At 62.6% G+C, this 22,167-nt stretch carries 16 protein-coding genes; 5 read left to right on the top strand and 11 right to left on the bottom strand.

Annotated features, from left to right (window positions below):
- Positions 1–260 precede the first annotated feature (260 nt).
- Positions 261–3,476, bottom strand: coding sequence for an efflux RND transporter permease subunit (locus AC1Q6J_RS02035; RefSeq protein WP_492277651.1), 3,216 nt, complete (start codon positions 3,474–3,476; stop codon positions 261–263).
- Positions 3,477–3,661: 185 nt separating this feature from the next.
- Entirely contained in the window at positions 3,662–4,840 is a 1,179-nt protein-coding gene (locus AC1Q6J_RS02040) for an efflux RND transporter periplasmic adaptor subunit (protein ID WP_492277652.1), read from the bottom strand.
- A gap of 225 nt (positions 4,841–5,065) precedes the next feature.
- Here AC1Q6J_RS02040 and AC1Q6J_RS02045 point away from each other — a divergent pair, with 225 nt between their 5' ends.
- A complete protein-coding gene (locus AC1Q6J_RS02045) occupies positions 5,066–5,662 on the top strand; it encodes a TetR/AcrR family transcriptional regulator (protein ID WP_492277653.1) in 597 nt (198 codons plus the stop codon).
- A 23-nt stretch (positions 5,663–5,685) separates the two neighbouring features.
- Here the strand turns inward: AC1Q6J_RS02045 and AC1Q6J_RS02050 are convergent, their stop codons facing one another.
- Positions 5,686–6,501 carry an HpcH/HpaI aldolase/citrate lyase family protein gene (locus tag AC1Q6J_RS02050; RefSeq protein ID WP_492277654.1) on the bottom strand — a complete coding sequence of 272 codons (816 nt, stop codon included), beginning with the start codon at positions 6,499–6,501 and terminating at the stop codon, positions 5,686–5,688.
- A 58-nt stretch (positions 6,502–6,559) separates the two neighbouring features.
- Positions 6,560–8,059, bottom strand: a complete 1,500-nt coding sequence (locus AC1Q6J_RS02055; RefSeq protein WP_492277655.1) for an FAD/NAD(P)-binding protein — start codon at positions 8,057–8,059, stop codon at positions 6,560–6,562.
- 152 nt (positions 8,060–8,211) lie between these two features.
- Between AC1Q6J_RS02055 and hemC the strand changes: the two genes are divergently transcribed.
- Entirely contained in the window at positions 8,212–9,180 is a 969-nt protein-coding gene (gene hemC / locus AC1Q6J_RS02060; protein ID WP_492277730.1) for a hydroxymethylbilane synthase, read from the top strand.
- Positions 9,181–9,603: 423 nt separating this feature from the next.
- Here hemC and hemE read toward each other — a convergent pair whose 3' ends face one another.
- The gene (hemE, locus tag AC1Q6J_RS02065) at positions 9,604–10,650 is read right to left on the bottom strand and encodes a uroporphyrinogen decarboxylase (RefSeq protein ID WP_492277656.1); all 1,047 of its coding nucleotides are present in this window, start codon (positions 10,648–10,650) and stop codon (positions 9,604–9,606) included.
- 275 nt (positions 10,651–10,925) lie between these two features.
- Between hemE and AC1Q6J_RS02070 the strand changes: the two genes are divergently transcribed.
- Complete coding sequence (locus AC1Q6J_RS02070) at positions 10,926–11,939, top strand: NAD(P)H-dependent flavin oxidoreductase (RefSeq protein WP_492277657.1); 1,014 nt, start codon at positions 10,926–10,928, stop codon at positions 11,937–11,939.
- A gap of 132 nt (positions 11,940–12,071) precedes the next feature.
- Here AC1Q6J_RS02070 and AC1Q6J_RS02075 read toward each other — a convergent pair whose 3' ends face one another.
- Together AC1Q6J_RS02075 and AC1Q6J_RS02080 are read right to left on the bottom strand one after the other, a co-directional pair.
- The gene (locus tag AC1Q6J_RS02075) at positions 12,072–13,490 is read right to left on the bottom strand and encodes a protein adenylyltransferase SelO (protein WP_492277658.1); all 1,419 of its coding nucleotides are present in this window, start codon (positions 13,488–13,490) and stop codon (positions 12,072–12,074) included.
- Positions 13,491–13,661: 171 nt separating this feature from the next.
- Complete coding sequence (locus tag AC1Q6J_RS02080; protein WP_492277659.1) at positions 13,662–14,375, bottom strand: RraA family protein; 714 nt, start codon at positions 14,373–14,375, stop codon at positions 13,662–13,664.
- 351 nt (positions 14,376–14,726) lie between these two features.
- Between AC1Q6J_RS02080 and AC1Q6J_RS02085 the strand changes: the two genes are divergently transcribed.
- Together AC1Q6J_RS02085 and AC1Q6J_RS02090 are read left to right on the top strand one after the other, a co-directional pair.
- Positions 14,727–15,716, top strand: coding sequence for a hydroxyacid dehydrogenase (locus AC1Q6J_RS02085; RefSeq protein WP_492277660.1), 990 nt, complete (start codon positions 14,727–14,729; stop codon positions 15,714–15,716).
- A gap of 16 nt (positions 15,717–15,732) precedes the next feature.
- Positions 15,733–16,338: a hypothetical protein gene (locus AC1Q6J_RS02090; protein ID WP_492277661.1), complete on the top strand. Its 606-nt coding sequence runs from the start codon at positions 15,733–15,735 to the stop codon at positions 16,336–16,338.
- Here AC1Q6J_RS02090 and AC1Q6J_RS02095 read toward each other — a convergent pair.
- From AC1Q6J_RS02095 to nikR, 4 genes are all read right to left on the bottom strand, one after another.
- Complete coding sequence (locus AC1Q6J_RS02095) at positions 16,335–17,630, bottom strand: MFS transporter (RefSeq protein ID WP_492277662.1); 1,296 nt, start codon at positions 17,628–17,630, stop codon at positions 16,335–16,337. The genes AC1Q6J_RS02090 and AC1Q6J_RS02095 overlap by 4 nt on opposite strands.
- Positions 17,631–17,942: 312 nt before the next feature.
- Entirely contained in the window at positions 17,943–20,048 is a 2,106-nt protein-coding gene (locus AC1Q6J_RS02100; protein WP_492277663.1) for a S9 family peptidase, read from the bottom strand.
- A gap of 30 nt (positions 20,049–20,078) precedes the next feature.
- Positions 20,079–21,347, bottom strand: coding sequence for a Zn-dependent hydrolase (locus tag AC1Q6J_RS02105; RefSeq protein ID WP_492277664.1), 1,269 nt, complete (start codon positions 21,345–21,347; stop codon positions 20,079–20,081).
- 52 nt (positions 21,348–21,399) lie between these two features.
- Entirely contained in the window at positions 21,400–21,855 is a 456-nt protein-coding gene (gene nikR, locus AC1Q6J_RS02110) for a nickel-responsive transcriptional regulator NikR (RefSeq protein ID WP_492277665.1), read from the bottom strand.
- Between the last annotated feature and the right edge of the window lie 312 nt (positions 21,856–22,167).

Genomic DNA, 22,167 nt, shown 5'->3' on the forward strand with positions numbered 1-22,167 from the left:
GCTCCATTCATTGAACTCTGCCCCTCACCCCAATCCTCTCCCCGCAGGCGGGGAGAGGAGCGTATCTCACTTGGGACAAAATCTCGCTTCTCGTCGTGCCGATAAAAATGGCCGGGTCATCCCCGGCCATTTTTCTTTTGCGGAAGTTGCGACCGAAGCGATCCGGCTTGGAGGGGCAAGGACCGAATCGCTTCGTCGCGGGCGCATCGCTGTCACGGGCAATGCAGCTGTGCGCCATCTCGTGGCCCGCCGTGAGCGGGTTATTCCGCCGCGTCCTTCAGCGCATGGGGTGCGGTGCGTGCGACGGGGAGCGGTTCGATCGAGCCTTCGCCGTGCTGGACCAGCGGCTTGTTGCCGCTGAGGCCGCGCAGCAGCACGTAGAACACCGGCGTGAAGAAGATGCCAAACGCCGTGACACCGATCATGCCGGAGAACACCGCGACGCCCATGGCGTGACGCATTTCCGCGCCTGCGCCGGTGGAGGTCACCAGCGGCACCACGCCCATGATGAAGGCGAGCGACGTCATCAGGATCGGCCGCAACCGCAGCCGGCTGGCTTCGATGGCCGCCGCGATCGGTTTGCGCCCGGCGAACTCCAGTTCGCGCGCGAACTCCACGATCAGAATTGCGTTCTTCGCCGACAGTCCCACCAGCACGAACAACCCGATCTGTGTGAACACGTTGTTGTCGCTACCGGTGACCCAGACGCCGAACATCGCGGCCAGGAGGCTCATCGGCACGATCATGATGATTGCCAGTGGCAGCATCATGCTTTCGTACTGTGCCGCGAGTACGAGGAACACCAGAAGGATAACGATCGGGAACACATACAGCGACGTATTGCCCGCGATGATCTCCTGATAGGTGAGATCGGTCCATTCGTAGTCGATGCCCTTCGGCAGCGTTTCCTTGGCAATGCGCGCGACCGCGGCCTGCGATTGTCCGGTGGAATATCCCTGCGTGGTGTTGCCGTTGATGTCGGCGGCAAGGAAGCCGTTGTAGCGCATGGCGCTTTCCGGACCCGCGCTGGTCTTGACCTTCAGCAGCACCGAGAGCGGAATCATCTCGCCCGAGTTGGAGCGCACCTTCAACTGGCCGATATCGTCCGAGCGCGCGCGGAATTTCGCATCCGCCTGAACGCGCACCGAATAGGTGCGGCCGAACTTGTTGAAGTCGTTCACATAGAGCGAGCCGAGATACACCTGCATCGTCTCAAAGATACTGGTGATCGGCACGTCGAGCTGCCGCGCGCGCGTGCGGTCGATGTCGGCATAGAGCTGCGGCACGTTGACCTGATAGCTCGAGAACAGCCCCATGATCTCGGGCGCCTGCGCTGCCTTCGCCATGAAAGCCTTCTTGGCCTCATCCAGCGCCGTGTAGCCGAGGCCTGCGCGATCCTCGATCTGCAACTTGAAGCCGCCGGTGGTGCCGAGGCCGTTGACGGGTGGAGGCGGCAGCATGGCGATAAAGGCGTCCTGAATACCCGCATACTTCTTGTTCAGCTCGGCCGCGATGGCGACGGCACTCAGCGACGGATCCTTGCGCTCCTCGAACGGCTTCAGCACCGAGAACACGATGCCGGCGCTCGACGAGTTGGTGAAGCCGTTGATCGAGAGACCGGGGAACGCCACGGCATTCTCGACACCGGGCTGCTTCTTCGCGATCTCGGTCATGCGCCGGATCACATCTTCGGTGCGGTCCAGCGTTGCGCCGTCCTGAAGCTGGGCGAAGCCGATCAGGTATTGTTTATCCTGGCCCGGCACGAAGCCGCCGGGCACGGTCTTGAACAGCCCGAATGTGATCGCGAGAAGCGCGGCATAGACGCCCATCACAACGGCCTTGCGCGAGATCACGTTCCTGACGCCGCCGCTGTAGGCGTCCGAGCCGCGATTGAAGGCCTTGTTGAACCGCCTGAAGAACCAGCCGAAGGCCTTGTCCATCCCGCGGCTGAGCGCGTCTTTCGGTTCGCCATGCCCCTTCAGCAGGAGCGCGGCGAGCGCCGGCGACAGTGTCAGCGAGTTGATGGCGGAGATCACGGTCGAGATCGCAATCGTCATCGCGAACTGCTTGTAGAACTGGCCGGTGAGGCCGCTGATGAACGCCAGCGGCACGAACACCGCCAGCAGCACCAGCGCGATCGCGATGATCGGCCCGGAGACTTCTCGCATCGCGCGATAGGTCGCTTCGCGCGGGGTCAGCCCCTGCTCGATGTTGCGTTCGACGTTCTCGACCACGACGATGGCGTCGTCGACCACGATGCCGATGGCCAGCACGAGCCCGAACAGGCTGAGCGCGTTGATCGAGGAGCCCAGCAGGAACATGACCGCGAAGGTGCCGACAACGGAAACCGGCACTGCGACCAGCGGAATGATCGAGGCGCGCCAGGTTTGCAGGAAAAGGATGACGACGAGTACGACCAGCGCGATGGCTTCGAGCAGCGTATGCACGACAGCCTCGATCGAGGCGCGGACAAACCGCGTCGGATCGTAGGCGATGCGATAGTCCACGCCCTCCGGCATGTTCTGCTTGATGTCGGCCATCGCGGCGTGAACGTCGCGCGCGATGTTCAGTGCGTTCGAGCCCGGAGACTGGAATATGCCGATGCCGACCGCGGATTTGTTATCGAGCAGCGACCGCAGCGCGTATTCCGACGCGCCGAGTTCGATGCGGGCGATATCCCGCAGGCGGGTGATTTCGCCGTTCTGGCCGGTTTTAACGACGATGTCGCCGAATTCTTCTTCCGTGGTGAGGCGGCCCTGCGCATTCACCGGAAGCTGAAGATCGAGATCCGGAACGCTGGGCGATGCGCCGACGGTGCCGGTGGCGGCCTCGACGTTCTGCGCGCGGATTTCGCGCACCACGTCGCCCGGAGACAGACCGCGCTCGGCGACCTTCTGCGGATCGAGCCAGACGCGCATCGAGTAATCGCCCGCGCCCCAGATCACGACCTGTCCGACGCCCTGGATGCGCGCGAGGCGATCCTTGACGTTGAGCACGCCGTAGTTGCGCAGATACGTCATGTCGTAACGGTCGTTTGGCGAGAGCAGATGCACGACCAGCGTGATGTCGGGCGAACTTTTGACCGTGGTGATGCCGAGCTGGCGCGTCACTTCCGGCAGCCGCGGTTCGGCCTGCGATACCCGGTTCTGCACCATCTGCTGGGCCTTGTCGGGATCTGTGCCGAGGCGGAACGTCACGTTCAGCGTCATGACGCCGTCCGTCGTCGCCTGGCTGCTCATGTAGAGCATGTTCTCGACACCGTTGATCTGCTCCTCGATCGGGGTCGCGACCGACTCGGCGATCACCTTCGGATTGGCGCCGGGATACATCGCGCGCACCGTAACGATCGGCGGCGCGACTTCCGGATATTCGGAAATGGGGAGTGCAGGCAGCGATAGCAGGCCCGCGAGGAAAATCAGTGCCGACAGCACACCGGCGAAAATCGGCCGGTCGATGAAAAATCTCGAGATATTCATGACGTCATCTCATTCAGTGTGTGATCGAGCTATCGTCGGCATTGCTGCCGTTGGTGCCGGCTACAACATTCCCGTCATCCTGAGGAACGAGTTCTTGCGAGCCTCGAAGGATGGCGGCTTAAGAAACGCCGTCGCCTTCGAGGTCTCCACTTCGCGGTGGCGCCTCGGGGCGGCGGCGGAAGATTTCAGTTCGCGTCCATCGCGACGACTTCCGGTGCGACGGGTGCGCCGGGACGAATGCGCTGCATTCCCTTGACCACGATCTGCTCGCCCGGTTTCAGGCCGGACGTGACCATGCGCAGGCCATCGACGGAGACGCCGAGCGAGACTTCGCGATATTCGGCCTTGTTCTCCTTGTTCACGACCATCACGTACTTCTTGTTCTGGTCGGTGCCGACGGCGCGTTCGTTGATCATCATCGCGCGTTCGGTCTTGGGCTGGCCCATCTGGAGGCGCACGAACTGGCCGGGGATCAGGTGGCCGTCCTTGTTGTCGAAGATGGCGCGGACGCGAGCCGTGCCGGTGCGGGGATCGATCTGGTTGTCGATCAGTTGCATCTGGCCTTCAAAAGGGAGTCCGTTGCTGGTCGCGGTGCCCATCTTGACGGGAATACGGCCGGTCTTCGAGGCTGCGGCGTCGTCACCCAGCGCGCCGAGCGCACGCAGCACGACCTGCTCGTCGGCGTTGAAGCTGGCATAGATCGGCGACGTCGAGACGATGGTGGTCAGCAGCGGTGAACCGGGACCGGCGGCGATCAGGTTGCCGACGGTGATCTCGCGCTTGCCGACGCGCCCCGTCACCGGCGCGCGAACTTCGGTGTAGCCGAGATTGAGCTGCGCGGTCTTGAGGGTGGCCTGTGCCGCCTTGAGGTTTGCTTCGGCCTCGCGATAGGCATTGATGCGGTTGTCCTGGTCGCGCTGCGAGATGGTCTGCGATCCGCTCAGTTGCTGGCCGCGTTCGTAGTCGCTTTTGGTGAACACCAGTTTCGCTTGTGCGGCGGCGACCTGTGCTTCAGCGCGGGCGACCTCGGCGGCATAGAGCGCCGGATCGATCACGATGAGAACGTCGTCCTTTTGAACCAGCGCACCTTCGCGGAACCGGATCTCCTGGATGGCTCCAGCCACACGCGAGCGGACTTCAACTTGCTCGATGGCTTCGAGGCGGCCGGAGAATTCGTCCCAGATCGCGGTTTCCCGCTCCTTGACGTCGGCGACCGAGACCGGAATTGCCGGCACCGGCGCAGCGGCGGCATCGGCTTTGGCGCGATCGTTCGAGGTGGTTGAAATCAAGGTTGCTGCGGCTGCCAGAACTGCCAGGCCGACGCTGGCTCCAATCAGGCTCATTCTTTTTGAAAGGCTTTTCATCACCGGTCCCTACTTTTGCGTTCGCGCTCCAAGCGCGGATCTCTTGTTATTTCAATGCGTTGTCGGGAATCGTCTTTTGACGGGAGAATAAAAATTCCGATTTGCCCTGCGTCGCAGTGTTTTATTGCTGCACCGCAACTGTAACGCTCGGTATAAATGGGACTTGGACTTTCGACGTCAAGGGACATATCTAACGAAAGGTACAAATTCAGAAAGGTTCTTACCGTGGCCGTGGGACGCCCCCGTGAATTCGATCTCGACCAAGCTCTGGAAAACGCGTTGCACGTGTTTTGGGAGAAGGGATACGAGGGCGCGTCGATGGCGGACCTGACCGAGGCGATGGGTATCACCAAACCGTCGCTCTACGCCGCGTTCGGCAACAAGGAAGAACTTTTCCGCAAAGCATTGGATTCCTACGTCGACGGCCCGGCCGGTTACGCCAAGCTTGCGCTTCAGCAGCCGACGGCGCGGGCCGTGATCGAACGCCTTCTCTATGGTGAAGTGGATGCGGTGACAGATCCTGATTGTCCGGCGGGATGTCTGTCGATCAACGGTGCGTTGACCGGCGGCGATGCGGCCGAATCGATCAAGCACGAACTGATGGCTCGCCGTGCCCAGGGCGAGGACGATCTGCGCCAGCGTTTCGAGCGCGCGAAAGCCGAAGGCGATCTGCCCGAATCGGCGGATGCAGCCGTTTTGGCGCGGTACATTTCGACCATTGCCCAGGGCATCGCGGTGCAGGCCGTCGGCGGAGCCAAGCGCGGCGAACTCAAGAAGATCGTCGAGATGGTTCTGATGACCTGGCCTCCGGTCGCGGCCTGATAAATCCGGTACAGCTTCGGGAACTATCCCTTTGCTACGTCGCAGGCCCTTGCCGCGGCGAGGATACGCTGCGCGCGCAGGCGCACCGGCGCATCGACCATCATGCCGTCGACCGACACCGCGCCATCTCCCGAGTTCGCGATTTTCGTCGCCCAGTCGATGTCTTTTTGCGGCGGCCGGAATCCCGCCAGCGTCGGCGCGATCTGCTGGGGATGAATGCAAAGCTTGCCGCCGAAACCCATCATCGCTGCATAACGCGCGTCATCTTCCACCAGCGCCGGATCGTCGAATGACGGCGTCACGCCTTCGAGCGGAGGCGGCAACTCCGCCAGCCGCGATGCGAGTACGATCTCCGCGCGCGCCATCAGCAACGCATCGCGCTCCATGCTGCAGCCGACGTCGGCGCTGAAGTCGATATAGCCGAACGCAAGCCGGTCGGAATGAGCGGCGACCTCGCGGACGCTCGCGACGCCCTGCGCAGATTCGATCAGTGAGATCACCGGCAGGTCGCCGAGCACGGCACGCACGCTCTCCAGATGTCCGGCGGTTTCCGCTTTCGGCAGCATGATCCCGGCGATGGCGAGGCCCTTCATCGCCACCACATCGGCCTCGTGCCAGCGTGTCCCGAACGCGTTGACGCGGACGATGGAATTGGGCGGCAGGGATGCACCAGTCAGCGTCGCGCGCGCGGCGTCCTTGTCGTTCGCCGCAACCGCATCCTCAAGATCGATGATGACGCCGTCGGCGCCGGATGCGGCTGCCTTGAAATAGCGGTCGGGCCGGGTGGCCGGAACGAACAGGGGCGCGAGAAAACCGATGCGCGCGAGGGCGGACGTCATTGCATCTCCGGCGGACTGATGCGCGGCCGCGAGAGGCCTGCGCATGATGAGCCCTGTTTTAAGCTCGGACGGGATGCGGAGGCAACCGCGCCGCGCTCATATCCGTGTGCGCGATGGATTCGGCGATATTGCGGGCATGCCGCGCCAGATCCGGCGCACCCATCAATTCGCCGAATGTGCCGCGCGCCAGCGGGCCTGCGACGTACAGGGCCTCGGCGCTCTGTCCGTCTCGGCCGATGGCACGGCCCAGGAGATCGACATCGATGCCGAGGCCGAGCGGATCGGGGCGTGCGAGGCCGTCGTGGCCGATCTGTCCAAGCAGCGGATTGCTCTCGAACACCGTTCCATGGGCAGGGCCGGTCGCGATCACGATGGCGTCGAACGATGCCGGCTCCCACGTTCGGCTGCGCCGCGCGCGCAGATCGACGGCGATATCATGGCCGGCGTTTTTGCCCGAGCGGACCGCCGCCGCCTGAATTGTCAGCGTGCCGTCCGCGATCCGTCGCACGATCACATCGTCGACCTGCGGCGCGATGCGGAAGCGAGAGGTGTCCCAGAACGGGCGCAAATGGCGGATCAGCCTGGCGCGTTCGCGCAGCGGCAGCGCGCGCCAGATGTCAAAGCCCTGCAACCGCAACTGATCGAGCACCGGATGCCATGACAGTCCTTCGCGCGCGGCATCCGCGATGGCACGGCGAACATGCCGCAGCAGCGACAGCGTGGTGCGTGAGGGATTGCTGGCGAAATCGCCGAACGGCTCGGTAAACTGCGCGGCATGGGCTTGCGAGCGCAGGCCGCGCCGCGAGATCGCGGTAATTTTGCCGCGATGACCCTGCCGGTCAAGCGAGGCGACGATATCGGCCATGGTCAGCCCGGTGCCGACAATCAGCACACGATCGTTCGTCGCGACGTTGCGCAAGGCCTCCGGCTGCCACGGATTGGCGACACATCGCGGATGATTGCGCAGTGCCGCGATCGGCGACGGCACTTGCGGCGGGGTGTGGCACACGGCCAGCACCACGGTATCGGCGTGAATGTCTTTGCCGTCCTCACACACCACGCGGTAGCCGCTCTGTTGTGGGACGACAGCATTGGCTTTTGTCTTTCTGTGCGTGACGGCTTCGCCTAGTTCACGGACGTGGGCGTTGACGTAATCGCCGAAAGCTGCGCGGGTCGGGAACAAATGGACGTCGGCAATCACCGACTTGGGATCGCGTGCGGGATATCCCGATGCGACCAGCCATTGCTCGAAGTGGCCTTCCTCGTCGAAGTCGAGGTTCATCTTCAGCGCGGGCACGTTGATCCGGTGCGCCGGATCGCTGCTGTCGTAGGCGAGACCACGGCCAATCTCATCGCGCGGCTCGACGATAATGATGTAGTGGCGATGGGGCGCGGTGCGGTGCAGATGCCACGCCAGCGCGGCGCCGGAAAATCCGCCGCCGATAATGACGACGCGCGGCTTCTCGCCGGCGGATGACGGGGCACGCTGGATCATGCCCGCATCAAGATCGTATGGAGCGCCCGGCGTCCAGACCCTGGAAGCATCGCTGCCCGTCATTTTCGGGCCCTATGCGTTGCATTCGGGGGACCGCTCGCCGTATTGTGCGCCATCCTGTATTTGACCATGATCCGGCCGGAAACAGTTTCCGTTTTTCCGGATCATGCTCGAAAAAATCGCCCCCGGATGGAGCAGACGTGGCAGCAATTTCCATGCGTATCGGAACGCGCAAAAGTACCATGGCGCTTGCGCAGACCGAGGAAATCGCACGTCAGCTCACCGCTGCCGCGCCGGATCTGAACGTCGAGATCGTCAAGTTCGAGACGCGCGGCGATCAGGATCAGACCGGACTGCTGCTGCCGCACGGCGGCAAGGGCGGGGCATTCGTCGCCGAAATCCGCGAGGCCGTGATCGCCGGAAAACTGCACGCTGCGATGCATTCGCTCAAGGACATGCCGGGCAATGAAGACACGCCGGGTCTTGTGATCGGCGCGACGCTGTCGCGCGATCCGCCGACCGACGCGCTGGTGCTGCGCGCGGGGGTAACGTTCGACGATTTGAAGCGCACCAAGGGCAAGGGTTTCAAGATCGGCACCAATGCCGTGCGGCGCGCGGCGTATGCGCGGCGGCTGTTTCCCGAGATCGAAGTGATTCACTTTCGCGGCGCCGCCGATACGCGGGTGCGCAAGCTCGACAACGGTGAAATGCAGCGGCTCGCGGGCGGCGGCGAAGTCGGACCTGCCGATGCGCTGATCATGGCGCGGTCGGGACTGGAACGCGTCGGGCTTGCAAGTCGCATTGCCCGCGAGTTCACCGCGCAGGAAATGCTGCCGGCCGCGGGGCAGGGCATCGTCGCGGTGGAATGCGCAGCGGGTGACTGGCGCACGCGGCAGTATCTCGCGCTGATCGACGATCCCGCCGCGCATCTGTGCGCCGACGCCGAGCGCGAAGTGCTCTGGGTACTCAACGGTCACTGCAATTCGCCGATCGCCGGATTCTCGACGATCAACGGCCGCGAGATGTCGCTGTCCGCATCGGTGCTCGATCTGGAAGGCGATCAGTTGCTTGAAGCGACGCGCACCGGGCCTGCCGACAAACCGCGCGAGCTTGGCCGCGCGGTGGCGTTCGATCTTTTGGCAAAGGGGGCTGCGGCAATTATCGAGCGGTCGAGGCCGGTGTGAGAGAGAGCCTCATGTGAGGAGGCGCGATTGCGCCGTCTCGAACCATAAGGCGCAACACATATCCTCATCCTTCGAGGCGCGGCCATAGCAGGCGCAGCCTGCGTAAACTTGGCTGCGTGGCCGCTCCTCAGGATGAAGATATTCTAGCCGCAATATTTCCCGGTCGTCCCGGCGAATGCCGGGACCCATCACCCCTGTCAGTGTGTTTGGGTATCGATGTCGCTCGATCGTGCTTTACTGAAAGTGCGGTGGTTATGGGTCTCGGCATGCGCCGGGACGACGAAGTGTTGATCCGTCATCCTGAGGTGCGAGCCGTCTTCGGCGAGCCTCGAAGGATGACGATCCGCAACATCGCCGTCGCCCTTCGAGGCTTGCGGCTGCGCCGCTGCGCACCTCAGGGTGACGGCTCTCTCTAAAGCGCAATTACCCCTTATAATCCCGCACGCGCTTCAGCATCTGCTCGACATGCGCGATGGGCGTTTCCGGCTGGATGCCGTGGCCGAGATTGAAGATGTATCGGCAGCCAGCGTAATTCGCCAGCGCATCATCGACCGCGCGATCCAGCGCTGCACCGCCGGCGATCAAAGCCAACGGATCGAGATTGCCCTGGACGGCGACATGGTTCTGCACCCGCTCGCGGATCAGTGACGGATCCGCCGTCCAGTCGATGCTGACGCCGTCGACTCCGGTGCGCCCGACATACATCGGCAGTTGCGCGCCCGCGCCGCGTGGAAAGCCGATGATTTTCGCGTTCGGTACTTTTGCGCGCACACCTTCGACAATCCGCCGCGTCGGCTCAACCGACCAGCGCAGGAATTCGCGCGGCGGCAGCACGCCCGCCCATGTGTCGAAGATCTGCAGCGCGTTGGCGCCAGCCTTGAGCTGTCCCAGCAGATACTGAATTGAATTTTCCACCAGCACGTCGATGATTTTCGCGAACGCATCGGGCTCGCGGTAGGCCAGCATCCGGGCTGGCGCCTGATCCGGCGTGCCTTGCCCGGCGACCATGTAGGTCGCAACCGTCCACGGCGCGCCACAGAATCCGATCAGCGCGACTTTCGGATCGAGTTCGGCGCGGACACGGCGCAGCGCCTCGAACACAGGTTCGAGTTTGGTGAAGTCGGCAGCCGTCGCCAGCGTCGCGATCTTCTCCGAGGTATCGAGCGGGTCGAGGCGAGGGCCTTCGCCAGCCTCGAACTGCACCGAGCGTCCGAGCGCGTGCGGGATCACCAGAATATCCGAGAAGATGATCGCGGCATCGAACCCGAAGCGCCGGATCGGCTGTAGCGTGACCTCGGCCGCCCATTCGGGATTGAAGCAGAGGTCAAGGAAACTGCCGGCCTTGGCGCGCAGTTCGCGGTACTCGGGCAGATAACGGCCAGCCTGCCGCATCATCCAGACCGGCGGCACGGCTTGGCGGCTTCCGGCGAGAACTTCGAGAAAGGGTTTAGCGGGCTGGGGCTGGCTCAAGCGGAAATTCCATTGCGGGATAATGGGTTTATCGCCGCCCTGATACACGCTGTATGAGCCTTTGACCACCAGTGTCCTGTATCCGGCGTTCGGTTAGCTTTGCGGCGATTTCCGAGCGAACGCCGGATACGAAGGATCACTGGTTGACGGCCCGGCTCATCATGATACGTTCCTTTTTAGAACTGATGGCATGGCAGACTTGCCCAGCCGAACCATTGTCGCGGCGCGAACACCTGCGGTAACGGTGTGGGCAGAAACCTAAGGAGAGGGAACACATGAAAACGGCAATTACGGAACTGTTCGGCATCCAGCATCCGATCATTCAGGGCGGTATGCACTACGTCGGCTTCGCGGAGCTGGCGGCGGCGGTGTCGAACGCCGGCGGCCTTGGCATCATCACCGGCCTGACGCAGAAGACGCCGGAATTGCTGGCGAAGGAAATCGCCAAGTGCAAGGACATGACCGACAAGCCGTTCGGTGTGAATCTCACCTTCCTGCCGACCTTCTCCGCGCCTCCGTATCCCGAATACATCGCGGCCATCAAGGAAGCCGGCATCAAGGCGGTCGAGACCGCCGGCCGCAGCCCCGAGCAGTACATGCCCGCGCTGAAGGCGGCAGGCATCAAGGTCATTCACAAATGCACCTCGGTCCGTCATTCGCTGAAGGCTGAAGCCATCGGCTGCGACGCGGTCAGCGTGGACGGTTTCGAGTGCGGCGGTCACCCCGGCGAAGACGATATGCCGAACATGATCCTGCTGCCGCGCGCGGAAGAAGAGCTGACGATTCCGTTCGTCGCTTCCGGCGGCATGGCCGATGCACGCAGCCTTGTCGCGGCACTTGCGATGGGCGCGCAGGGCATGAACATGGGCACGCGCTTCATCGCCACCAAGGAAGCGCCGGTGCATGAGAATGTGAAGCAGGCGCTGCTCAAGGCCACCGAGTTCGACACCCGGCTTGTGATGCGCAATCTGCGCAACACCGAGCGCGTTCTCACCAACAAGGGCGTCGAAGAACTGATCGAGATCGAGAAGGAAAAGGGCAAGAGCATCAAGATCGAAGACATTCTCGATCAGGTTGCAGGTGTCTATCCGAAGGTCATGATCGACGGCGACATGGACGCAGGCGCGTGGAGCTGCGGCATGATGGTCGGCCTGATCCACGACATTCCGACGGTGAAGGAATTGATCGATCGCATCATGGCCGATGCCGAATATCTTATCCGTAAGCGGCTGGCCGGGTTCCTCGACGGCAATTACGTTGCCGCCACGCCGCGCAAGAAGGTGGCGTAAGCGAACACGTCATTCCGGGGCGCGAGCAGTTGCGAGCGAACCCGGAATCTCGAAGTGTTTTCCGATGAACTCATCTGGATTCCGGATCAGCCCGCTGTGCGGGCTGTCCGGAATGACATGGTGGGATGGATCTTATCCCAGCCCATACGCTTCGCGCATCTCGTCGATGGCTTGAAGTTTAGTGTGAAACACCGACCAGTCGTCGCTGTCCGCGATCGGCTTCCAGATCGCCTCGACCTCCTCGATCAGCATGGAACATGCGACCGGCTTGCTGAAATACGCGTGGTTGAGATCGAGGCCCTCGCGCGGAACGAAATCTTTCAATGCGTCGCGGACGGCAGCGAACGCCGGATTTGCATAGTGATCCTTCGACGGGCTATTCGCCGCGCGCTCCGTGCTGGCGAGGCCGCCGAACCAGTCGAAGAAGGTCTGCTCGAACGGGGCTTTGGTTTCCGACAGGAAGATCCATAGTGCGCGCACCAGTTCGTTGTCGCTCACGGCATCGCGCGGCTGGACGCCGAGCCGTCTCAGCATCGCATCGGTGAAGTCCCTGCGAATGGCAGGTTCAAACACCCCCAGCGCTTTCTCGAGGCTGGGCTGGTCAGAGAGACCGAGCAGGCATTCCGCCAGCCGCGTGACGTTCCAGAACAACGCATCCGGCTGGCGGCCATAGGCATAAAGCCCGGTCTCGTCGAAATATGCCGCGGTGAATGCGGGTTCCAGAACGGGAAGAAACCGCCACGGACCGTAATCGAAACTCTCGCCGGTGACGTTGATGTTGTCGGTATTGAGTACACCGTGGACAAATCCGGCGGCCATCCATTGCGCGCCGACACGCGCGACGCGGCAGCACACTTCTTCAAGAAAGGCAACGGCGCGCGCCGGCACATCGTCGCGCCACACCTCAGGCATGTACGTCCTGATCGTGTAGTCGAGCAGCTTCTGGATGTTCTCGGTGTTGCGGTGAAATGCCTGGCGCTGGAACGTGCCGATCCTGATGTGCGAGTGGCTCAGCCGCACCATCACGGAGGATCGCGTCGGAGAGGGTTCGTCGCCGCGGACCAGCGCTTCGCCGGTCTCGATCAGGCTGAAGGTTTTCGACGTATCGACGCCGAGTGCTTCCAGCATCGAGGTCGCGAGCACCTCGCGCACGCCGCCCTTGAGCGTCAGGCGACCGTCGGCGGTGCGCGACCACGGCGTCTTGCCGCTGCCCTTGGTGGCGAGATCGAGCAGGCGGCCCTTGTCGTCGTACAGTTGTGCGAACAGAAAGCCGCGTCCGTCGCCAAGCTCCGGGTTGTAGACGCGAAATTGATGGCCGTGATAGCGCAGCGCCAGAGGCTGTTCGAGATTCGCGCTCAGCGGCGCGAAGCGTCCGAAATGCGCGATCCATTCCTCGTCGCTGAGTGTATCGAGCCCGACGGTCTTCGCCGCGCGCTGGTTGCGATAACGCAGGATGTGATCGGGAAACGTAGCGGCCGCGACGACGTCGTAGAACTCGGGACCGAGCGCGGCATGGCTGGTCGAGGCGCGGTAAGCGGACGAGAGGGGCATCAGAAATCCGGATTGCCTTGTGACGTCTTCAGAACGGCAGATGCCCCGTCTTGAACCAGGTCATGGCGAGGAATCCGATCACCAGTCCAACAATGACGCCGAGCGCGACTTTCATGGTACAAACCTTCCGTTGATTGCGTGTTGCGAGAAGGCTTGCGCCATTGCCTCGCGTTAGTGAATTTCCGCGGCCTTGGCCAGCGCTTCCTTGAGCTTCGCCACGGTGAAGCCGGGATCGCGCGCGATGCCGAGGATAGGCTCTTCGCGGCGTTCGCACAGCCTCGCTGCATCCGGGAGTTTCGCTGCGACATTGGCCGGAATCACGACAGCGCCGTGACGATCCGCGTGAATCAGATCGTCTGAACTCACCGTCATGCCGGCAACGCACACTGTTTCACCGAAGCCAGCGAGATGAACGAAGGCGTGCGACGGGCCGATGCTGCCGGCCAGCGCCTGGAATCCCGGCGCCCATGCGGGAATATCGCGGATCGATCCGTCGGTGACGACGCCGAGACAGCCGAGCGCCTTGTGAACCGAGCTGTTGACCTCGCCCCAGAACGCGCCGAAGCCGATGTTGATCCCGTCGAGATCCTGAATGACGCTGATGCGCGGGCCGTGACCGGTGCCGCAGTACTCGTAATAGGCGACGCGCTGGGCGCGCTGATCCGCCGCCGACAGGTTCGATGGTGAGGTCGCCCGGATTGTTGCGGTGCGGGCGTAGCCGACCATTGGCGGCAGGTCCGGAAACGGGCAGACCAGCGGCTTGGTGGTGAAACCGATCAGGCGGCGCTCGGGCGCGACCACCTCCAGGGCGTTGCAGATTGTCGGCGTGTCCCAGCGAGTCAGTGTTTCGAGCAGGGACGCGGGGTGGGGCGCGGACTGGGTCACGGGTTGATCTCCTGTTGTTGTTTGCGGCCAGAACCGGATGGACGGTGCCGGCCTAGTGTCCTGAATCCGAAGTTCGCCTCGTTCTACAGCGCTTTCCGTAGCGAACTTCGGATTCGGAAGGACACTAGAGGATCGTGATTCTAGTGTGGTTTTGGTTCGCAAGTCCGCAAATGAACGTGGTGTAGAAATGATGCGGACTTGCGAACCACCACACTAGTTTGCCTGCGCAAATTGCAGGCGGCAAGTGCGCGGCTCGCGGTCTTCCCGGCTTGCGGGAAGAGGCGAAACAAGGCGATGATGGGCAGCTTGCGCCTCGCGCTGAACGAAAATCAACAAACCTCAGGGGATGAAATGGCGACCAACAAGAAGAAACTGCTGATCGTGGAAACCATGTCGCCCGGTGGCTGGGCGCTGTTTCGGGAGCGCAGCGACATCGAGGCCATTGAGTTTCCCAACACGATTTCCGCTCCGGATTTCAATGAAATGCTGCGGCAGCATGCGCCGGTGAATGGCGTGGCGCTGGGTGGCACCGGTTTCGGAGCCAACGAGATCGTCTCCTCCGGCGAAATGATGGTGGTCGCACGGATCGGCGTCGGCTACGACGCGGTGGACGTGAAAGCCCTGAGCGGCAAGAAAATTCCCCTGATGACGACCGGCATCGCCAATTCGCCATCGGTCGCCGAATGCGCTCTGTTCATGATGCTGTGGCTGGCGAAGCGCTCGTCCGAACTCGACAACATCGTCAAGAGCGGAAACTGGACCAAGCGGCTGGGCGCGATCCCGTTCGACCTGCTGGGCAAGACCGCGCTGGTGGTCGGCTTCGGCCGCATCGGTACGCGGACGGTGAAGCGGCTGGTGGCAATGGAGATGAACGTTCTGGTCTATGACCCGTTCAAGTCGGCCGCCGAGGTCGAGGCGGCGGGCGCGGAATATGTGACCGACCTCAATGCGGCGTTGCCGCGCGCTGATTTTGTCACGATCCACTGTCCGAAATCGCCGGAGACGGTCAACATGTTCGGTGCCGCTCAATTGCAGTTGATGAAGCCGACGGCCTATCTCATCAACACCGCGCGCGGCGGTATCGTCGACGAGAACGCTCTTTATGCGGCGCTCACGTCGGGCAAGATCGCGGGAGCCGGTGTTGACGTGTTCGCGCAGGAGCCGCCGCGGCCGGATCATCCGCTGTTCAAGCTCGACAATGTCATCACCGCGCCGCACGTGGCGGGCGTAACGCGTGAGGCGCTGGATCGCATGGGGCTGCAAACCGCGAAAAACATCATCAGCGCGCTCGATGGCAAGCCGATCCGCGAGAATGTCATCAATCAGGATGTGCTGAGCTAACCCGACGGAAAATTCCGTGCCCCTGCAAAACCGCGTGTCGCCGTTCGGCGAGATCGTTGCGACCGCGCATCGCGGCCGCTTCACCGGCAATCGCGGCATCATCCACGATCCGGCGACCAGGACGCTGCTGAACCGGCGCTGGTCGTCGAAAGCATGGATCACCTGCGTCTGCGAATTTCGCGGCCGCAGGCGCAAGGTCATGAGCCGACGAAGCTGGACCGAGTTGTTCTTCCTCGATGAAGCGACGTCGTTCGCGGCGGGGCATCGCCCATGCTTCTACTGCCGCCGGGACGATGCCACAGCATTTCGCGACGCATGGGCCAGGGGCAATGGCTACACAAAACCTTACGCGACCGAGGTGGATGCCGTTCTTCACAGTGAGCGGCTCGATGGCCGCGAAAAGCGGCTACATCCGTTGCGCGCCGCCGCGCTCAAGTTGCCGAACGGGGCAATGGTGACGAGCGGTGGCGAGAGTTATCTGATCGCAAACGGCGAGGCATGGCGCTGGTCGTTTGCCGGTTATAGCCGCGCCTCGACGAGTCTCGCCAATGCAAGGCTCGTAACACCGCCGTCGATCGTCAATGCGTTGCGCGAAGGCTATCCGGTGCAGATCGGGCTTTAGGCTGCCTTCACGATCCGGTCCATGCGGCCCGCGACGGCGCGGATCTTGCCGGGAGATGCGAGCCAGATAGCGGCGGCGGACAGTGCGCTCACGAGAATGCCGATGATGAAGGCGAGCGTGTAGTCGCCATAGATGTCGTGCAAGATGCCGGTCATCCATGGACCGGCAGCGCCGCCGGCCAGTGCCGTAAATCCAATCGTGCCGAAGATCGTTCCAAAATGCTTGCCCTGGAAGATCTCGGCGACCACTGCGCCCATGATCGAGGTAAAGCCATAGCCAAGCGCGCCTTGCGCGACGACCATGACATAAACCAGCAGCAGCGTCGGCGTGTATTGCAGCGCGATCAGCATGGCGAAGCAGATCGCAAAGCCGAGCGACGAAATCGTCCAGATCCATTCGCGGCCGATGCGGTCCGAAAGATAGCCGAGCGCGATCTGCCCCGGAATGCCGATCAGGCTGACCATGCCCAGCGCCCATGCGGCTGACGTCGAACTGAATCCGATCTCGACGAGATACTTGGTCTGATGCACCTGCACGGCGTACCAGACATAGAGACCACAGAAATAGCCGAGCGAAATCCACCAGAACCGCGCGGTGCGGAGGGCGAGACCGAGCGTCCAGTCGGTCGCGGCCCATGCGGGATCAACGATGTTGGATGGAGGTGCGACGGTCGTTGCAGTTGGTGCGGCATCCCCGTCCGGCTGAAGTCCGATATCCTCGGGGCGCTTGCGCAGCAGCAGATTGAGCGGGATCAGTGCGACCAGCACCAGAACGCCCATCGCCCAGCTCGCGGCGCGCCAGCCGCTCCTGTCAATCAGGAGTTGCACCCACGGCAGGATGATGATGGAGCCGATGCCGACACCTGCGAAGGCGATGCCGACCGCGAGGCCGCGGCGCTTGACGAACCAGTTCGGCAGAAACAGCGACTGGCCGGAATAGCCCAGGCAAATGCTGCCGGCACCGACGAGGCATCCGATGGTGACGTAGAGATGCCAGGGGTGTGTCGTCAGCGGCGCAAGCAGGAGGCCCGCGCCCATCAGCAGCACGCCGAGTTCCATCACCGTGCGCGGGCCGGTGCGGTCCATCAGCTTGCCCATCAAAGGACTGAGCAGCGCCGAGACCAGAAAGCCGACGGAGAACGCGCCTGCCGTGACACCTCGATCCCAGCCGAACTCATCGACGATCGGCGAGAAGAACAGCGAGAACGAGGTGCGGGCGTTCACGCCGATGCCCATGGTGATGAAGGTTACGGCGACAATGATCCAGCCGTAATAAAATGGCAGGCGGCGCATGCGGGATTTCCGGGCAGGGGCGAGTCAGAAGCATTGGAGTATGGGCGGAGAACGGCAGCGCGTCATGACGCGCTGCAACGCAATCCGCCGCACATCATGCACGGCTGATAGCGGCTATAAAACTACCTGCGAGGTAAGGGACGTGCCTTTATAGAAGACGTGACTTTATAGAAAATGTCATGGCCCGGCCTGACCCGGCCATCCACGTCTTAAGACTTCCGGATTTCAAGAAAGGCGTGGATTACCGGGTCAAGCCCGGTGACGACGACAGCTGGGGTTGCTCCATTGAGCGCAATCCAAATTGAACTGAAGTCACCTTTCGCCGTCAGCCAGTCCCACCGCCCATAGCGCAAACGCGTAAACAATTGCGATTTCATCGAGCCGGTTGAAGCGGCCCGATGCGCCGCCATGGCCTGCGCCCATATTGGTGCGCAACAGCACCGGCCCGCCGCCGGTCATCACCGGCCGCAGCCGCGCGATCCATTTCGCCGGCTCCCAATAGGTGACGCGCGGATCGGCAAGGCCGCCCATCGCCAAAATCGCGGGATAGTCTTTCGCCGCGACATTGTCATACGGCGAATACGACAGGATGGTCCTGAAGTCCGCCGCGCTTTCGATCGGGTTGCCCCATTCGGGCCACTCCGGCGGCGTCAGCGGCAACGTGTCGTCGAGCATGGTGTTCAGCACATCGACGAACGGCACTTCAGCGACGATGCCCGCGAACAGTTCGCCCGAGCGGTTCGCGACCGCACCCATCAGCATACCGCCCGCGCTGCCGCCGTGACCGACAATCTTCTTTACCGATGTGTATTTCGCGTCGATCAGCGCACGGCCGGCGGCAGCGAAATCGTCGAAGGTGTTGGTCTTCTTCTCGCGCTTGCCGTCGAGATACCAGCCCCAGCCTTTGTCCGCACCGCCGCGGATATGCGCGATGGCGTACACGAAGCCGCGATCGACCAATGACAGCCGGTTGGCCGAGAACGACGCCGGCATCGAACTGCCGTAGGAGCCATAGCCGTAGAGCAGCAGCGGCGGGCTGCCGTCGCGCTTGAGGTCCTTGCGATGAACAATCGACACCGGCACCTGCGCGCCGTCATGGGACGTCGCCATGATGCGCGTGGTGACGTAGTCGGCAGGATTGTGGCCGGAGGGTATTTCCTGGCGTTTGCGCAGAATGCGCTCGCGGCTGACCATATCGTAATCGAAGACTTCCGACGGCGTGGTCATCGACGAATACGAAAACCGGATCTGCGTGGTATCGAACTCGTAGCCGCCGAGGGTGCCGAGCGAATAGGCCGCTTCATCGAAGGCGATGGCGTGTTCCTGCAAGGTCGCGAGGTCGCGGATGACAATGGAGGGCAGCGCGTTGGTGCGCTCCATCCGCACCAGATGTCCGGAGTAAAGCTCGATATCGATAATGTAGGTACCGGGACTATGCGGAATGAGATCGCGCCAGTTCTTGCGCGCGGGCGAGGCCAGCGGCGCGGTGACGATCTTGAAGTCGATGGCGTCATCGGCGTTGGTCAGGATGAAAAGCTGGTCGCCGCGATCGGCAATCGAATACTGCAAGCCTTCCTCACGCTTCGCGATCAGGCGAGGCTGGGCCTCGGGCGCGCTCAGATCGATCAGGCGCTGTTCTGACGTTTCATGATCGCCGCCCGCGATGACGCAGAAGCGCCCGCTCGCGCTTTCATGGATGTGCGTGAACCAGCCGGAGTCCTGCTCCTCGTAGACCAGCGCGTCGTCCGATTGCGGGGTGCCGAGAATATGGCGATAAACCTGCATCGGGCGGTGGTTGTCGTCGAGCTTGACGTAGAAGAACGATTTCGAATCAGCCGACCAGACGATGCTGCCATCGGTCTCTTCGACGAGGTCGGCGGAATCCGTGGCCGTTTCCCAGTCGCGCACGCGGATGGTGAAATATTCCGAGCCGCGAACGTCCGCGCTCCATGCCTCCAGCTTGTGATCGGGCGAGTGACGCGCGCCGCCGAACCGGAAGTATTCGGTCTGCTTCGCCAGTTCATCGCCGTCGATGATGAAACGGGCTTCGCCGCTGCCGTCGCGCGCCGTTCGTCCGATCTGCTCGTGCTGGCCGCCGTCATTGTATTTCTGGAAATAAGCGAACGGCCCGTCGGGCGACGGGACGCTGGAATCGTCCTCCTTGATGCGGCCGCGCATTTCCGCGACCAGCTTCTTCTGCAGCGGTTCGGTGTGGCCCAGCACGGCGTCGGCGTAGGTATTCTCGGCTTCGAGATAGGCGCGGATGTCCGGCTTGAGCATCGACGGCGCGCGCAGCACTTCCTGCCAGTTCTCGTCCTTCAGCCACGCATAGTCGTCGGTGACGGTGATGCCATGGTGCGTGAAGCTGTGAGGACGGCGCGCTGCGACGGGCGCAGCCGCGGAAGGACGAGTGGTCATGGAGATTTTCTTCCGGTGAGAACGTAGAGGTTAGTTATTGGTATTCGGCGCCGATGCAATGCCCGCGAGGGCGAGAACTGTATGCAGCAACACGTTAGCGCCCGCGGTGCAGTCGGCCTGCGTTGCATCTTCCAGTTCGTTATGGCTGACGCCGTCCTTGCAGGGCACGAAGATCATCGCTGCCGGAACCACGGCTGCGAGATTACAAGCATCGTGGCCGGCACCGGACGTGATGCGGCGATGGCTGTAGCCCATCTCCCTGGCGGCGGCCTCAACCGCGTCGACAAGCTTTGTGTCGAACACCGTCGGCTCCTTGCGCCAGATCTGTTCGACCGTGACCTTGACGTTGCGGCGGGCGATGATCTCCGCGACCGCGCGTTGCAGCGCATCGTGCAGCTTGTCGAGCGTGGCCGACTCTGAACTGCGAATATCCACGGTGAAGGTGAGGTCGCCGGGGATGACATTGCGCGAGGGATTGTCGATCCTGATTTCGCCGATGGTGCCGACCGCATTCGGCCCGAGATCTCGCGCGATCTTTTCCACCGCAAGCACAACTTCGGAGAATGCTGCGAGGGCATCCTTGCGCAGCGGCATCGGCGTGGTCCCGGCATGGCTGGCGAAACCGGCGATCGAACCATTATACCACATAATACCCTGGCCCCGATCGACCACGCCGATGGTCTTGTTCTCGGCCTCGAGCAGGGGACCCTGTTCAATGTGCAGTTCGACGAAGGCGCTGAACTTCTGCTTCCCGACAGCATCCGCGCCGCGATAGCCGATGGTGTCGAGCGCTTCGGCGACCGTAATTCCGTCGGCGTCCTTGCGGCCCAGAATATCGTCGGTGGTGTAGTCGCCGGCGTAAGCTGCGGACGCCATCATCGCCGGCGCGTAGCGCGAGCCTTCCTCGTTGGTCCAGTTACAGACACAGACGGGAAACTCGGTTTCGATCCCGGCGTCGTTCATGGCGCGGACGACTTCGAGCGCGGCGAGCGTGCCGAGGATGCCGTCGTACTTTCCACCGGTCGGCTGGGTGTCGAGATGGGAGCCGATGCCGATCGGCGGCTTCGACATGTCGCGGCCGCGGCGGATCGCGAACATGGTGCCCAGCGCATCGACGCTCACTTCGCAGCCTGCGGCTTCGCAGGCGGTGCGGAACCAGTCGCGCACCTGCTTGTCCTCGGCACCGAGGGTGAGACGCTTTACGCCGCCCTTGGGCGTCGCACCGAATTTCGCGGTTTCGTGGATGTCGCCCCAGAGGCGCGTGGAATCGATCTGAAGATTGGATCTGGCTTTTGTCATGATGGACCGATACCGCAGGATTGCATCCGGGGCACCCCCGTAAAATGGAGGATCAGGTGTGCCGGTGGACGTGCCGTTTGCGCGCGCTCGAGGGCTTGGCGCCGGTTTCCGTCGGGATCATCACCACGCGGCCGTAACGGACGCCGCGCTCGGCGATCACATGGTCCGCCAGATGCTGCACGTCCGCCGTGCGGCCCTTCAACGCCGTGATCTCCATGCAGTTGTCGTTGTCGAGATGGACGTGCAGCGTCGCCAGCGACAGGTCGTGGTGATCGTGGAAATTGTTGACAAGGCGGCTGGAGAGATCGCGCGCCGCGTGGTCGTAGACGTAGACCAGTGCTGCGACGCAATCGCCACCGCTTTTTCCGGCATCCTGCGCCGCCTGCTGCATGCCGGCGCGGGCGAAATCCCGGATCGCCTCGGAGCGGTTCTGGTAGCCGTGCTCCTCGATCATGCGATCCAGTTCGGCCATGAGATCGTCGTCGAGGGTGATGGTCACGCGCTGCATTGAGGGGGCTCCGGTCCGGCAACGGCTGATGGTTCCCGAGCATAACCGATCCGTCTGGACTGTTGGGCCGGATTTGATGCGTTCAAAACAGGCAGATTTCCCGGTGGGTGCAGGCAGGGCCTGATCGCTTACAACTCGCTGTTTCGCAGGGCGAACGCAAGACCACCGCGAGGCTGCATATTTTGAGACCTAATGACGCATCGGCCCGATGCGTCGCAATAACTGGGTCCCGCACATGTCTCCTTGCTTTTCTTTCGCGCCGATTTCGGGGATCATCGCGTCATAAACAAAACAGGCTCGGACATCGTCACG

The sequence above is a fragment of the Afipia sp. MLSD5-FHT05B12 genome, from assembly GCF_058793355.1.